This window comes from Streptomyces sp. WMMB 322, assembly GCF_900090145.1.
Classification (GTDB): Bacteria; Actinomycetota; Actinomycetes; order Streptomycetales; family Streptomycetaceae; genus Streptomyces.
The window spans coordinates 25441-41639 of record NZ_FMHI01000021.1 but is presented as its reverse complement, the minus strand read 5'-3'; the positions used below and the strand labels follow the sequence as shown (position 1 = coordinate 41639).

Below are 16199 nucleotides of genomic sequence, written 5' to 3'. Positions count from 1 at the left end.
GTGACGACCGAACAAGCGGAGCCGGGAACCCTGGCGGCGCAGGAGACGGACCAGCCCTTCGTCCTGCCGATGTCCTCCGGCCAGCAGCGGTTGTGGTTCCTCGCCCAGCTGGACCCCGGAAGCGCCGCCGCCTACCTGGGCTACGGCGCGGCACATCTGCGCGGCACCCTCGACCGCGGGGCCTTGCAGAGCGCCGTGGACGCGCTGGTGGAGCGGCACGAGACGCTGCGTACGAGCTTCGGCGTGCACGACGGCGAACCGGTGCAGTTCGTCCACGACGCCGGACCGCACTGCCGGCTGCTCGTACGCGAACGGGACGTGACGGCCGCCGCCGACCCCGGCGCGTCCCTGAACGAGGCGCTCGCGCAGGAGACCTCCACCCCGTTCGCCGTCGACGAGGCCCCCCTCGCCCGGGTCACGCTCATCAAGCTCGCCGCCGACGACCACGTACTCGTCGTCACCTTCCACCACGGCATCGGCGACATGTGGTCCGGCGCGGTGTTCGTACGTGAACTGGCCGCCTGCTACGAGGCGTTCCTCACCGGAGGACGCCCCGACCTGCCGCAGCTCCCCGTCCAGTACGGCGACTACGCCGAGTGGCAGCGCCGGCGGTTCGACAGCGGCGAGCTGCTGGGCCAGCTCGCATGGTGGCGCATGACGCTGGAGGACCTGCCCGCACTGGACCTGGCCACCGACCGGCAGCGCCCGGCCACACAGTCCTTCCGGGGCGCCACCCGCGTGGCGCACATACCGCCGGACGTCGTCGCCGATCTGCAGCGGCTCGCGGGTGAGCACCGCGCCAGCCTCTTCATGGTGCTGCACGCCGCGTACTGCCTGCTGCTGTCGCGGTACTCCGGGCAGGACGACATCCCCGTCGGCACCTCCGTCGCGGGCCGTGACAGGCCCGAACTGGAGAACCTCATCGGGATGTTCATCAACACGCTCGTCCTCCGCACCGACCTGGGCGGCGACCCGACGTTCGGCGAACTCGTCGACCGCTGCCGCGAGGTGTGCCTGGGTGCCTACGCCCACGCGGACGTGCCGTTCGAGCAGCTCGTGCAGGAACTGCGGCCGGAACGCGACCTGTCGAGGGCACCCCTTGCGCAGGCCATCCTCATGCTGGGCAACACCCCGCCCGACGAGCTGCGCCTGCCGGGACTGACCGTGGAGCCCGTGCCCGTCGATCCCGGCACGGCCAAGGTCGACCTGTTCCTCGCCCTCGTGCCCGACGGCGACGGCCTGCGCGCCGAACTCGAATACGACACGGCCCTGTTCGACTCCGCCACGGCGGACCGCATGCTCGACCACTTCTGCATGCTTCTGCGGGATGCACCGGCCGCCGCCGGTGAACGCCTGTCGAGCCTGCGCCCGCTGCCCGAGGGGGAACTGGAACAGCTGCGGCAGTGGGGCACGGGCGAGACGGACGCCCCGCTGCGCGAACTGCCCGTGCACCGCATGGTGGAGGAGCAGGCCGCCCGCCTCGGCGGAAAGTGCGCCGTCTTCCTCGACGAACAGGCCCTCACCTACGACGAGTTGAACGAGCGCGCCAACCGCCTCGCGCATCTGCTGCGCCGCCGCGGAGTGGCCCCCGGGGTACGCGTCGGAGTGTGCACCGAGCGCACACCCGACCTCGTCGTGGCCCTGCTCGCCGTGCTCAAGTCCGGTGGCGCGTACGTGCCGATCGACCCCGAATACCCGGCCGAACGAGTCCGCTACCTGCTTCAGGACTCCGGCATCTCGCTGCTGCTCAGCCACCGCACGCTCGCCGGACGGCTTCCCCGGCACGACACCGGCACCCTCCACCTCGACGACGACCCGTGGCCCGCGGCCGGCGAGCCGTCCACGAACCCCGAACCTCTCGCCGGACCGGAGGACTTGGCGTACGTCATCTACACCTCCGGCTCCACCGGCAGGCCCAAGGGCGTGATGATCCCCCACGGGCGGCTGCCGAACCTGCTGGACTCCATGCGGAACGAGCCCGGCCTCGACGAGGGCGACACCGTCGCCGCCACGATCACGCACGCCTTCGACATGTCCGTGATCGACCTCTTCCTGCCCCTGACCACCGGCGCGACGGTGGCCCTCTTTCCCCGCGCCGACGTGATCGACGGCGAACGGCTCGCGGCCCGCATGACCGCCACGAAGGCCACGTACTGGCAAGCCACCCCGGCCGCCTGGCAGTTGCTGCTGGAGACCGGCTGGCAGGCGGAACACCCCTTCCGCGGACTGTGCGGCGCCGAGCCCCTCACGCCGGAGATGACCGCCCGCATGGCCGCTGCCGGGGTCGAGGCATGGCAGGTCTACGGGCCCACGGAGACCACCGTGTGGGCGAGTTGCCACCGGGCACGTGAGGGCGAGTCGCCCGTGCCTCTCGGACGGCCCTTGCCGCACACCCGTTTCCGCGTACTGGACGGCGACGGGCGGCCCGTGCCGGTCAGCGTCACCGGTGAGCTGTACATCGGCGGTCCCGGCGTCGCACTCGGCTACCACGGCCGGCCGGAGCTGACCGCACACCACTTCGTGCCGGAGCCGGGAAACCCCGGCGCCCTGATGTACCGGACGGGCGACCTGGTGCGCTACCGCAGCGACGGGCGCCTGGAGTTCGTCGGGCGTGCGGACTCCCAGGTGAAGATCCGCGGGTTCCGCGTCGAACCCGGCGAGGTCGCGGCCGTGCTGCGCGAGCACGAGGCGGTGAGCGAGTCCGTGGTGGTCCTGCGTGAGGACACACCCGGGGACCGCCGGCTCACCGGGTACGTCGTGCCCGGCACGACGACCGGCGACCCGGGCGGGCTCGTGGGGGATCTGCGGGAGTGGGCGCTCGCGCGGCTGCCCGAGTACATGGTGCCCGCCTCCCTCGCCGTACTGGAGGCCATGCCCAGGACCCCCAACGGCAAGGTCGACAAGGCCGCCCTGCCCGTGCCGGACGGTGCCGCGCGTGCCTCGGCGGACGAATTCACCGCGCCCCGCACCGGGACGGAGGAGTACATCGCCGGACTGTGGAAGGAAGTGCTCGGCGTCGAACGGGTGGGCGCCGACGACGACTTCTTCGTCCTCGGGGGGCACTCGCTGCTCGCCGGGCGGGTCGTGGGGAGGCTCAGCAAGCGCTTCGGGCGCCGTATCCCGGTGCGGCTGCTCTTCGACAGGCCCACGGTCGCCTCACTCGCGCAGGAGCTGGACGGCTCCGGGGAGGAGCAGGCGGCGGCTCCCGCCCCGGAGGCGCAGGAGACCGGGCGCGAGACCCCGGACCAGGCTTCCCCGCCCGCCCCGGACGGGGCCGACGCCCCGGCAGGGACCGGGGCGCCCGCCCCGGACGGGGAGGCGAAGCAGCGGGAACAGGCTCCCCGGCCCGGTCCGGACGGCCCCGCACCGCTGCCCCGCCTCGCCGCGCCCGGCGAGGACGCCGTGCTGCTGCCCGCCTCACTCGGGCAGTCGCGGCTGTGGTTCCTCCACGAGCTCGACCCCGGCAGCACACGGGCGTACCTGATGCCCGCCCAGGTCGAACTCGACGGCCCCGTCGACGAGCCGGCGCTGACCGACGCCCTCGGCCGCCTCGCCGAGCGGCACGAGACCCTGCGTACGGCCCTCGTCGAGAGGGACGGGGAGCTGCGGCAGGCGGTGCACCCGCAGGTGACCGTCCCCCTGGAGCGGATCGACCTGCGAGGCGCCGGGGACGGCGAGCGTGATCGGGAGACGGAACGCATCCTGCGGGAGGCCGCCACCCGCCCCTTCGACCTCGCACGGGCGCCCCTGATGCGTGCGACGCTGCTGCGCACCGGGGAGGAGCGCCGTGTCCTCTCGCTGGTCTTCCACCACGCCGTCTGTGACCGGTGGTCCGTGTCCGTTCTCGTGCGCGAACTCGTGACGCTGTACGAGTCCCGGCTCGCCGGAGCCGACCCCGCCCTTCCGGAGCTTCCCGTCCAGTACGGCGACTACGCGGACTGGCAGCGCAAGCACCTCACCGCCCCGGAGACGGAACGCCAACTCGCCTACTGGAAGGAGACGTTGGCAGATCTGATGCCCGTCGAGCTGCCCGCGGACCATCCGCGGCCACCGGTGCAGACCTTCCGCGGCGGCGTCCGCTACCGGCCCGTCCCGGCAGCGGTGATGCGTACGTTGGAGCACCTGGGCGCCCGCTCCGGCGCCACGCTGTTCATGGTGCTGCTCGCCGCGTTCGACGTGCTGATCCAGCACTACAGCGGGCGGCAGGACGTGGCCGTCGGGTCACCGGTCGCGGGCCGCGGACGTCCCGAGTCGGAGAACCTCATCGGCTTCTTCGTCAACAACCTCGTGCTCCGCACCGACCTCTCCGGCGACCCGGCCTTCACCGAGTTGCTGGCCCGGGTACGGGAGACCTGCCTGGGCGCCTACGCACACCCCGACGTCCCCTTCGAACGCCTCGTCGACGAGGTCGGTGCCGCGCGCGATCTGTCACGGACCCCGCTCTTCCAGACGGTCTTCTCCTTCGGCAACGTCGAGGTGCCGCAGGTTCGCATGGGGGACGCGGACGTGCGTCCCTTCGACATCCACTCGGGCACCTCCAAGTTCGACCTCGTACTGGAGATCGTTCCGCGCGGGGACGGCTGGCGGGCCGCGATGGAGTACAACACCGACCTCTTCGAACCGGCCACCGTGGACCGGATGTTCGACCACTACCTCGAACTGCTCCAGGCGGTCGCGCAGACCCCCGAGGCCCCCCTCTCCGGGCTCCCCGGCCTCCCCGCATCGGACCGCGAGCACCTTCGGTCCTGGTCACGGGGCGAGGTGCGGCCGATACCCGGGGTGCCGGCGCATGTGCTCTTCGAGGAGCAGGCCGCGGCCCGTCCCGGCGCGGCGGCGCTCAGCAGCGGCACCACCACCGTCACCTACGGGCAGCTCAACGCCCGCGCCAACCGCCTCGCCCGGCGGCTCCGCGCCCTCGGAGTCGGCCCCGGCACCCTCGTCGCCCTCCTCACGGGCCGCTCGGTCGAGACGTACACGGGGATACTCGCCGTGCTCAAGGCAGGGGGCGCCTACGTCCCCGTCGACCCCGGATACCCGCCCGAGCGGATCCGCTTCATGCTCGCCGACTGCGCGGCGCCGGTCGTACTCACCCGGTCCGGGCTGCTCGACCGCCTCGGGGACCGCCCCGGCGGCGAGCAGCCGGCGACGACCGTGCTCGTCGACGAGGAGCCTGTGGAGGCGGAGGAACGGGAGGAAGGAGCACAGGAGGCAGAAGAACGGGAGGCAGAAGAACGGGACGACGAGCAGAACCCCACACCGCTCGCCGGGCCGGACGACTTGGCGTACGTCATCTACACCTCCGGCTCCACGGGCCGCCCCAAGGGCACGATGATCAGCCATCGTTCGGTCGCCGATCTGCATCTGACCCGCGACCTGATCGGTGTCGGCCCAGGCGACCGGATGCTGGCGTTCGCCTCCACCAGCTTCGACGCCTCCGTGTGGGAGTGGGTCATGGCGCTGCTGGGCGGAGCCTGCCTGGTGGTGCCGGACGACGGCGCGACCCTCGCGGGCGAGGACCTGGCGGCCGAGGTGCGCTCCGGCGCAGCTACGGTGGCGCTCTTCCCGCCGTCGCTGCTGGCCCTGCTCGACCCGGGCGAACTGCCCTCGCTGCGTACGGTCGTCTCCGGCGGGGAGGACTGCCCGGCGGCGGTCGCCGCACGCTGGGCGCCGCACGTCCGGCTTCTCAACGCCTACGGCCCCACCGAGATCACCGTCTACGCCACGCTCGCCGGGCCCCTCGCGGGCGACCGGCACCCGCCCATCGGCCGACCGGTGCCCAACGCCGGGCTCCAGGTCCTCGGCCAGGACGGGCGTCCCGTTCCGGTCGGCGTGCCCGGCGAACTGCATGTGGGAGGCCCCGGCGTCGCCCACGGCTACCTGGGCCGCCCCGAACTGACCGCCGAGCGCTTCCCGCCCGATCCGGACCGGCCCGGTGGCCGTCTCTACCGCACGGGTGACCTCGTGCGCTGGCTGCCCGGCGGCGAGCTGGAGTACCTGGGGCGCGAGGACGACCAGGTCAAGATCCGTGGTTTCCGCATCGAACTCGGCGAGATCGAGGCGGTGCTGCGGACGCACCCGGCGGTGCGGGACGCGGTCGCGGTGGCCCGTGAGGACGTGCCGGGCGACCCCCGTCTCACGGCGTACGTCAGCACGGGTCCGGGCAGCGGCGGCGGCACGGGGACCGGCGGCGCGCAGGGTGAGGAGAACGAGGAGGCCCAGGAGGCCCAGGAGGGCGTGGGCTCCGCTGATCCCGCAGACGCCGAACTCATCGCCGAGCTGTACGAGTTGGCGCGTGGCCGCCTGCCCGAGTACATGGTGCCCGCCCATGTGGCCGTGCTGCGGGAGTTCCCCCGCACCCCGAGCGGCAAGACGGACCGCGCCGCCCTGCCCGCGCCCGGCACGGTACGCACCGCAGCCGCACGCTCCGGCCATGTGACGCCTTCGACGCCCGCCGAGGCGCACATCGCGCAGCTCTTCGCGCAGGTGCTCGGCGTCGAAGAAGCCGGCGCGCACGACGACTTCTTCGAACTCGGCGGCAACTCGCTGTCGGCCACGCGACTGCACGCCGCCGTACGGGACGCCTGGCCGGACGCCGCGCCGCCCCTGCGGCTGCTGTTCGAACGTCCGACCCCGCATGCGCTGGCTCGGGCCGTCGCGGGGGACGAGGCGGGGCACGAGAGCCCGGACCCGGCCGACGACGTGGTCCTGGACCCGGCGATACGGGTGGAGGGGACCTGGGAGTGGAACCCCGACCCGCGGGCGGTGCTGCTGACCGGAGCGACCGGCTTCCTCGGCGCGTTCCTGCTCGACGCGCTGCTGAGGAGCACCCGAGCCGAGATCGTCTGCCTCGTAAGGGCAAAGACTCCGGAAGCGGCCCGGGAGAAGCTCGTCGGCCATCTGCGCGGTCTGAAGCTGTGGGACAGGTGGGACGAGGCGACGCGGGACCGGATGAGGGCGCTCCCCGGCGACCTCGCCGAACCCCACCTGGGGCTCGGGCAGGACGGTTTCCGCGAACTCGCCCACCACGTCGAGGAGATCCACCACAGCGGAGCGGCCGTCAACTTCGCCAAGCCCTATGCGGCCCTGCGGAGCACCAACGTCGGCGGTACGCAGCAGATCCTGCGGCTGGCGTGCACGGGCCCGGTCAAGCCCGTACACCATGTCTCGACCCTCTCGGTGTTCACGCTGCGCCGCGAGGGCGATCCGCCCGCACGCGAGGACGAACTGCCCGAGCATGCTCCCCCTGCCGAGAACGGCTACAACCAGAGCAAGTGGGCGGCCGAGCAGATCGTCGCCCTGGCGCGTGAGCGGGGAGTGCCGGTCTCGGTCTACCGTCCCGGCCGCATCGCCGGAGACAGCACCACGGGGGTGTGGCGCGCCGACGACGTCTTCACCCACATCCTGCGGGCGTGCGCACTGGTCGGCTCCGTCCCGGCGCTGGACTTCAGCACCGACATCGTGCCCGTCGACCACATCGCACACGTCGTCGCACAGGCGGCCCGCGGCCGCGAACACCTCGGCCGGACCTACCAGTTCGGCGGTACGGAGCGGCTGCGCTTCGACGGGGTGCACAGGGCGCTGCGGCTGGCCGGGCACCCGGTGCGCCGGGACGCCTTCGAGGACTGGTACGAGGCGTGCCGCGACTACGCCGACCGGCATCCCGGCAGCGAACTCGGGCCCACGCTCTCGCTGTTCGGCAAGCGGGTCGAGGACGACCGCAGCGGGCTGCGGGAACCGGTCTTCGACACCGCCAACACGCTCCGGGTCACGGGCGGCCGCCGCCCGCCGGCGGTGGACGACGCACTGCTCGGAAGCTACCTGCGCGAACTGACCGCCATCGGCTTCCTGCCGCCGCCACCCCCGGCAGCCCCACCTTCGGCGCGGCCCCCGGGACCGCCCTCGGCCGGACGGGCCGACGGTGCCTGAACCGCCCTGCACACCCGGGCACTTGGGACACCGTCCCGCACCCTTCCCCGGACCCGCCACCCGCCCCGCGAAAGGCATGAGATGACAGCCAAACCCACCGTTCTCGTCGTCGGCGCAGGCATCGGAGGGCTGACGGCGGCACTCGCCCTGGGCCGCCAGGGTTTCCCGGTACGCGTGTACGAGCGGCGCAGCGGCCTCCGCGTCGAGACCAGCGGCACCGGCGTGACGATCTGGAGCAACGCCACCACGGCACTGGCGGCGCTCGGCGTGGAGAAGCAGCTCTTCGAATACGGGATTCCCATCGAGCGCAGCAGGGTGATGACGGAACGCGACGTGTCCGTCATCCGCACGCCCGTGCAGGAGTTCACCGCGCGCGGCAGCACCCCCGGCGTCACCATCGCCCGCGGCGACCTCGCCCGGATCCTGACCGAGGGCTGCGAAAGCCTCGACGTGGAGGTCCACTTCGGCGCGAACATCACGGGCTTCTCGTCCGGGGACAAGCGGGTCGTGGTCGGCTTCGACGACGGATCCCGGGCCGAGGGCGACGTACTGATCGGCGCGGACGGACTGAAGTCCGGGGTGTCCGGCATCGCCGCCGAACTCTTCGGTACCTCCGAGCCCGTCTACACCGGCGTCACCACCTACCGGGGCGTCAGCGACAGCCCCTGCGGCGTCCCGAAGGGCACGGTGCACCTCTTCCAGACGCGTCACGGCGTCAACGGCGGCGCCTGGCACATCGCCGACGGCCGTGTCACATGGACCATCGGGCACCCGGCCCCCGAGGGCGGCGAGGATGCTCCCGGCACCCGCCGGGCCCATGTCATGGAACTCGCCGAACGCTTCGAGGGCCCGCCGCGCTGCCTCGTCGAGAACACCCCCGAGGAGCGGCTGCTGCGCACCGACCTCTTCTACGGCGAGTGGCGCGACCGCTGGAGCAAGGGCCGCGTCACGCTCCTCGGCGACGCCGCGCACGCCGTGACGACCGTCCTCGGACAGGGAGCCTGCCAGGCCATCGAGGACGGCGTGGTCCTCGGCGACGAGATGGCCGCCGCTCCCGGCGACCCCGTGGCGGCACTGCGCGCATACGAACAGGCACGGCTGGAACGCGTCCGCCGGGTCCGGGACACGATCTTCAAGGTCGCCGGCGCCCCGCAGGTCGACAACCGGCTGCTCAGGCCGCTGTTCCTCCGCATGACCACCTTCTTCGCGCACCGCGGCCAGGAGGCCATGTGGCGCGAGCTCCAGCAGCCGCCCCGGCTGCACCACACACCGGCCGTGAACGCCGCGGCCCGCCCGTGACCCCGACCATGACCGCGCCCGCGAAACGCCCCGGCCGCCCGTACCGCCGACCGTGAGAGGACACCGGATGCCGACACCCGAACCGGGGGAATGCCCCCAGGCGCTGACGACGCTGCCGGAACCGGCACGGGCCTGGCGTGAGAAGGTCCGCGACTTCTGCCGGCGGTCCGTCGCCCCGCGCGCCCGTGCGATGGACGTGGCGGGCCGGCTCGACGAGGGCCTCGTCAAGGAGCTGTTCGACGAGGGCCTGATGGGCATCGAGATCCCGGAGGTCTACGGAGGAAGCGGCGGCGACCTCTTCCAAGTGGTGCTCGCCATCGAGGAGATCGCCCGTCACGACCCCGCCGCCGCCGTCTTCGTCGACGTGCAGAACGCCCTGGTCGTCAGCGCTCTGCTGCGGCACGGAAGCGGCGACCAGAAGCGGCGGCACCTGCCGCGGCTCGCCGGCGGCCAAGTGGGCGCGTACGCCATCTCGGAGGAGCACGCGGGCAGCGACGCCTTCGCTCTGGAGACGCGGGCGGAGCAGCGGGACGACGGGTTCGTCATCAACGGCCGCAAGCGCTGGATCACCAGTGCCGCCGAGGCCGGTCTCTTCCTGGTCTTCGCGCGCACCGAGACCGGCCCGCCGGGGGCGGCCCCGGGCCTCGGCGCCTTCCTCGTCGACCGCGACACGAGCGGTCTCAGCATCGGCGAACCGGTGCCGAAGATGGGCATACGTGCGAGTTCCACCTGCGAGGTCACCTTCGACGGCGTCCGCGTCGACCGTGGGAGCCTGATCGGGCGCCCCGGCGACGGCGGCGTACTGATGGTGGAGACCCTGGACATCGGCAAGCTCGGCATCGCCGCCCAACTCGTCGGCCTCGCCGACGGAGCCCTCACCCACGCCCTCCGGCACGCGGAGGAGCGGGAGCAGTTCGGCACCAGGATCATCGACTTCCAGGGGGTGCAGTTCCCTCTCGCCCGCACGGCAGCCGAACTGGAGGCGGCCCGCGTGCTGTTGTACAACACCGCGCGTCTGCTCCAGAACGGGGCGCCGCAGGCCGAGCGGATCAAGGCGACCTCCATGGCGAAGTACATCGCCTCCGCCGTGGCCGAACGTGCCGCGTCGCAGGCGGTGGAGACCCTCGGCGGCGCAGGGTTCGCCGGCGAGCATCCGGTGGAGAAGCTCTACCGCGACGCGAAGATCGGCTCGATCTACGAGGGCACCTCCAACGTCCAGTTCAAGACGATAGCCTCCCTGCTGACGCGGCGGCGGGACGGCACCGGGGCACGTCCGGACCGCGAACACCCCCGCAACGACTCCGAATTCAGGAAGGGCTGAGCGGCGATGGCGCACGACACCGATCCGCGACGGGGTTCGGTGGCCACTTCCCACCCCGCCGCCCCCGCCACACTGCAACTGTTCTGCTTCCCCTACGCGGGAGGCTCCGCACGTCTCTACGCCGACTGGGACAGCGGGCTTCCCCCGCACGTCCGCGTGCGCCCCGTCGAGCCCCCGGGGAGGGGCCGGCGCTTCCGCGAGGCCCCGCACGACAGGATCGAGCCGCTGGTCGCGGATCTGCTGCCCGAACTCGCCTCCGCGGGCAACTCCCCGTACGCGCTGTTCGGTTACAGCCTCGGGGCGCTCGTCGCCTTCGAACTCGCCCGCGCCATGGAGCAGCGCCACGGACGTCCTCCGGTGCACCTGTGCGTGGGCGCCTTCCGCGCACCGCATCTGCGCCGTACGGCCGTTCCCGACTACGACCTGCCCGAGCCGCTCTTCCGCGAACGGCTGCGCTCCTTCAACGGGACGCCGGAGGCGGTGCTCGCCGACGAATCGCTCATGGAGCTGATGATCCCCATCCTGCGCGCCGACCTTGCCGTCGCCGACACCTACCGCTTCAGCGAGGACCGCCCGTTGAGCTGCCCCATCACAGCCTTCGCGGGCAGCGAGGACGGAGAAGTCGACGTCTCGTCGGTGGCCGGATGGCGGCGCCACACCAGTGCGGGATTCAGCCTGAAGGTGATCGAGGGCGACCACTTCTTCCTGCACAACAGGCAGCCGGAGATGCTGCGTCACCTCTCCGAGATCCTCACCGACGACGCGGAGAAGGCACCCGGCTGAAACACGCGCCGGACACGCCGGACGCCGCCGGACACGCCGGGCGCCGCCGAAGACGGCCGGGGGGCTGCCGACGACCGCCGGGTGCCGCGAAGGTGCCGGGTCGGCAGCCTGCTCCTGGCCGGCGTCCAGCACCTGGCCACATCCCACCGCCGGCCGGCCGTTCGCCGACGGCACCCCTCGATCCGCCCGCAGGGATGTGGTTTCGTCGGCACCGTGCAAGGCGCTCCCCCGCACATCGGTCCACGCTTCGATCGGAGACGGCAACCATGTCCTCTGCCACAAGGTCGCCCCGGCGCGCGGGGCTCGCCCTGCGCCGGTGGTCGCCGCGCCGCTGGACCGTGGCCGCCTGTGCGGCCGCCGGCACGGCACTGCTGGTCGGTCTCCCCACCGCCGTCGTGCCGAGCCCGCTGTTCTCACGGGCCGTGCCGGCGCAGTGGTGGAGCTACCCGACGCTGGCGCTGACGGCCGTACTCGGGGGAGTCGTGCTGGCCACGTACGTCCGGGATCCGAAGAACCTCGCGCCCGGTCCAGAGGCGCCCGGTCCACAGGCGCCAGGCTCAGAGTCTCCCGAGCCCGGGGCCCCCGAGCCCGGGGCCCCCGAGCCCGGGGCGGGCCGCCGCCTCGGCTCCGTGGGCGGCGTGCTGTCGTTCGTCGCCGTGGGCTGCCCCGTGTGCAACAAGCTCGTACTGCTCCTGCTCGGCACCTCGGGAGCGCTCAGCTACTGGGCGCCCTTGCAGCCCTTCCTCGCCGTGGCCTCCGTGCTGCTGCTGGCCGAGGCCGCTCTGCGCCGCCTCTCGGCCATGGAGGCGTGCCCGGTCCCGCCGGGGGCCCGGGCGGAGGCCACCGAGGAATCCGTGTCGACGTCCTAGCGGGCGGACCGCTGACGGCGGTATGACGTCCCGCACCAACGCGGTACCGATCGAGGCGAGTCGGGGCGCCGAAGCCGTCCGCCCTGTCGCTGCGGGCCCGGCCCGCGGGCCCCGCGTCCCCGTCCCCCGCGTCCCCCGCGTCCCCGCGGCTCAGCCGGCGCGGGCGGCTGCGCGTGCCGCGTTGAGGGCGGCCACGGCGCCGCCGGCGTCGCCGACGTTGGCGAAGTCGACGGCGACGAAGTTCACGGGACGGCCGCGTTCCGCCCCGCAGCGGCGGGCGCGGTCCATGACGAAGTCCTTCGCGTTGACCTTGCCGGCGTCGAGGCGGCTGCCGCCCGCATCGGTGGTGAAGTGGTTGAGCAGGAACAGCCGTTTGCCGGTGCCTCCGCGGTTGGCTGCGCAGCTCATCTTCGCGGGCTCGGAGAAGTCGTACCGGGTCTCCATTCCGTACTCGTAGAAGCTGCGGTACCAGGGCGCCGGTCCTCCCGACCCCTCCGAGAAGACGACCAGCCGCTTGTTGTCGGCGACCATCTCGCCCAGCGTCGGCCAGGGCGCCTCCGGGTCGCGGTCCGGGGTGAACAGCAGGTCCTGGAGGCCCGCCTTGCGGAAGGCCGAGGCCGTCTGTTCGCCGGAGATGCCGTTCTGGACGATCAGCGTGACCACCTCACCGGGGTGCTGGTCGAGCCAGGTGCGGATCTCGCGCAGCGTGTCGACGAGGGGAAGCGCGCCGGCGCGGCAGACCGCGTGGCACAGCCACGGACCGGGCCGCGAGCGGCCCGTCCGGTCGATGATCTTCGCGACCTTCTCCCGCATGCCGGGCGCGAAGTCGGACAGCTTCAGCCGGTCGGCGACCTGCTCGGAGCGTTCCCACAGGTGGGTGTCGACGAGCAGCGCACGGGCGCCGTCGTCCAGTTGGGTCTTGATGTCGCCGTCCTGGAGCGGACTGATGAACCGGTCGGCCGTCGACGACATCGAGTTGTGCGTGGCCAGATAGGCGGCCTGGTCGTAGCGAAGGTCGCACAGCTCGGCCGACCCGTTGCAGTACGGCTTCTCCGGTCCGCCGGCAGCGGCGGGGGCGAACACGACGCCGAGCACGACCGAGGCGGCGACGGCCGCCGCGGAGATGCCCACCAGACGTGTGCGGGTACGCCGGGTCAGCGCTCTCAGCGTCTTGCGCAGGGCCCGGTGCCGTTCCCGTACGAAGGTGGCGGTCACCAGCAGCGCACCGGCGGCGATGGGAACGGCGGCCGCGGACAGGCCCGCCGCCGTCAGGGTGCTGAGGGCGTTGTGCTGCACGTCCTCGACCAGGCGGGCCAGTGTCGTCGGCCACGTCGCGGGAGGCTGCCAGAGAAGGCCGTCGGCACTCCACCGCACCGCACAGAACGCAGCCGCGGGCACCGCTCCGCCCGCGACGAGGAGCCCGCCGACGGTCCGCAGCCGGCGTGTGTGCCGCGCCGGCGGGCCGGACACCCACAGGAACGCGAGTGCGAGGCTTCCGGCGCCGACGGCGAGCGACTGCGCAGGGCCCTGCGTGAAGCGGGTGACGTCGCGCGCGGACTCCAGTGCGCCCATGTCGAAGTCCGCGTTCCTCAGGTCCCGTACGACGTTCCAGCGGCCGCCGTCGGCCATGCGGAGCAGGTCACGACGGCTCTTCTCCTCGCCGCTGTCGGCCCTGCTGCCGGGAAGATGCGGCCCGGCGGCCGCCAGCGCCGTGCCGGTGTCACCGACCGCGAGCGCCCCCTCGACCTGCGGTCTCAGCGACGCCCGCTCGTCCTCGGGCACCCCGGACAGCAGTGCCGAACTCACCTTCTCCACGGCCCGGTCGCTGAGCTCCACCCTGGGCAGGTCCGCCGGTTTGCGTCCCGCCGCGACGCTGTCGAGGGCCTTGTCGATGCGCGTGAGCGCCGCCGAGACGTCAGCCTCCGGCGCGGCCCGGTTCCCGGAGGTCAGGTCACCCAGGTACACCTGTGCGAGCTTGCCGACGTTCGCCATCACCGGCCGCAGGTTCACCGACACCCCCAGGGTGTCGGAGTCACCGCGGAAGTAGCCGGTCAGCGAGGCGATCTGCTCGTCCGTCAGCTCCCGCACGGTGGCCGGGGGCAGCACCGTCTTCAGGTTGGCCGTCACCACGGGCTCCGGAACGGGCAGCCGGGACAGCAGGCTCCTGGTGACGGGACGCGAGCGCGGGTCGACCAGGACCTCGTCGTACAGCCGCTCGTACGCCCGCTCGTCGTCCAGCACGCCCTGGTAGTAACCGCGCTCCAGCACCGTGGCGCGCAGCGTCGCCGCGCCGACGAGTACCGTCACGCACACGACCGCCATGAGGCACGCCAGCACACGTACGGGCCTCACCCATCGCGCGTGCCGCCACGCCGCGGGGTGAGCACCGTGCAGAAACGTGCTGCGCACAGCGGGACTGCGCACAGCGCCTGGCGCGGCCATCGTCCGCCCTCCAGCTCTCCGGGTCCGGCGAGTGAGAAGCCCCCTGGTGAAAGAGCTCCGGCCGGGCCGTGTGCCCGAAGGCGCCCGGACTCATGCGGCTTGCCCTCCGGCGGCGCAATCGCGCGCGGGGACCGGGCTTCTCCGCGCCCGGCCCCGGCGCCCGGCCCGCGCGCCCCGGCCGGCTTCCGGCGTCCCAGGAGTCACCCGGGACGGGCGGGTGTCACTCTCCGGGGGCCGCGAAGGGCCGGCCCCTCAGCGCCCGGACCGGTCGAACAGCGAATCGACCTCGGCGAACTCCAGCGCGCCCGCGCAGTCTTCGAAGGTTCCCGCGAGGATTCCGGCGGCGGCCCGCCGCAGCGCGCCGTGCGCGACCTGCGCGAGGGTCGCGCCGACGCTGATCCGCCGTACGCCCGCGGCGGCGAGTTCGGCGATGTCCGGGCCACCGGGCACGGCCATCGCGTTGACCGGCATGGGCAGTTCGTGCGCCAGGGCCTTCAGCGAGGCCGCATCGAGCAGGCCCGGCACGAACAGGCAGTCGGCGCCGGCCCCGGCGTATGCCAGACCTCGTCGGAGCACCTCGTCCAGCCGCCCTTCCGGGGCGCCGATCTCGGCGAGGAAGACGTCCGTCCGGGCGTTGACCACGAGGTCGGGCACCGCACCGGCGGCCGCCGCCCGACGGGCGGCAGTGATCCGCCGCGCCTGGGCTCCGGGGTCGAACAGGGGGCCGCCCGGCGCCCGCGAGTCCTCCAGGTTGATGCCGGCGGCGCCGGCTTCGATCACGGCCTCCACCGTTGTCCTTACGTCCCCGGGCGCGGGTCCGTACCCGCCCTCCACGTCGGCCGTCACGGGGACGTCGACCGCGGCGACGATCCGGCGAAGTGCCTCGGCCATCTCCTGGCGCGTCAGGTGCTGGCCGTCCGGGCGGCCCAGCGACCAGGCGATACCGCCACTCGTGGTCGCGACGGCCCGTGCTCCCGCGCCGGCGATCAACGCCGCACCGGCGGCGTCCCAGGCGTTGGGGAGCACGAGCGCCTCGCCGTCCTGCACGTCGTGCAGCGAGCGCAGCAGCCGGGCCTTGTCGTTCAGTGTCCGCCGATCGGGCATCGCGGTTCCTCGTCTTCTCCGGGGGTCTTCAACTGCGGATATCTCAACTGCGAGGCGGGGCAGCGGTGTTGGCGGTGTTGGCGGTAGGTGTTGCCGGTCTCGGTGGACGTCGTCAGACAGCGACGGCACGCCGGTGCACTGCCGGACTGCCGGTGCTGCCGGGCACGGCCTCGCGCTGAGGCACCAGTCTTGAGCCTGAGCCGCCCTCGAACCGGCGGAAAACGGACGCGATGGCCCAGGCTCCACGGGGTACGAGGACGGACCGGCACCGGGGCAGCCCATCACCAGGACGGGGCGGGGCGGGACGGGACGGGACGGCACCGGCCCCGCCTTCAGCAATCCGGAATCCGCAGGGCGGCGCGCCCTCGGGCATTCGGCGCACTCCGCCGTGCTCCGCCCGCCAGGTCTGCTTAGCGTTTCGACGTCAGCACCCGGAGCAGCCGAGCAGGAGGCCC

At 73.0% G+C, this 16199-nt stretch carries 7 protein-coding genes; 5 read left to right on the top strand and 2 right to left on the bottom strand.

Features of this window, described 5'->3' with window-relative positions; all coding sequences use genetic code 11:
* The 5 genes from H180DRAFT_RS25635 (at window position 1) to H180DRAFT_RS25615 (ending at window position 12198) form a co-directional block, all read left to right on the top strand.
* Window positions 1-7926, top strand: coding sequence for a non-ribosomal peptide synthetase (locus H180DRAFT_RS25635; protein ID WP_055488526.1), 7926 nt, complete (start codon window positions 1-3; stop codon window positions 7924-7926).
* A gap of 81 nt (window positions 7927-8007) precedes the next feature.
* Window positions 8008-9225, top strand: coding sequence for an FAD-dependent oxidoreductase (locus tag H180DRAFT_RS25630; RefSeq protein WP_055488525.1), 1218 nt, complete (start codon window positions 8008-8010; stop codon window positions 9223-9225).
* Between the two features lie 67 nt (window positions 9226-9292).
* Window positions 9293-10546, top strand: coding sequence for an acyl-CoA dehydrogenase family protein (locus H180DRAFT_RS25625; protein ID WP_074466997.1), 1254 nt, complete (start codon window positions 9293-9295; stop codon window positions 10544-10546).
* Between the two features lie 6 nt (window positions 10547-10552).
* The gene (locus H180DRAFT_RS25620) at window positions 10553-11329 is read left to right on the top strand and encodes a thioesterase II family protein (protein ID WP_055488524.1); all 777 of its coding nucleotides are present in this window, start codon (window positions 10553-10555) and stop codon (window positions 11327-11329) included.
* A gap of 266 nt (window positions 11330-11595) precedes the next feature.
* Window positions 11596-12198, top strand: coding sequence for a hypothetical protein (locus tag H180DRAFT_RS25615; RefSeq protein ID WP_055488523.1), 603 nt, complete (start codon window positions 11596-11598; stop codon window positions 12196-12198).
* Window positions 12199-12348: 150 nt separating this feature from the next.
* On the opposite strand, the gene H180DRAFT_RS25610 is transcribed toward H180DRAFT_RS25615, so the two are convergent.
* Together H180DRAFT_RS25610 and H180DRAFT_RS25605 are read right to left on the bottom strand one after the other, a co-directional pair.
* Complete coding sequence (locus H180DRAFT_RS25610) at window positions 12349-14550, bottom strand: phosphoinositide-specific phospholipase C-related protein (protein WP_055488522.1); 2202 nt, start codon at window positions 14548-14550, stop codon at window positions 12349-12351.
* A 342-nt stretch (window positions 14551-14892) separates the two neighbouring features.
* Window positions 14893-15744 (bottom strand): isocitrate lyase/PEP mutase family protein, encoded by an 852-nt coding sequence (locus tag H180DRAFT_RS25605; RefSeq protein ID WP_055488521.1) that lies wholly within the window; start codon window positions 15742-15744, stop codon window positions 14893-14895.
* Between the last annotated feature and the right edge of the window lie 455 nt (window positions 15745-16199).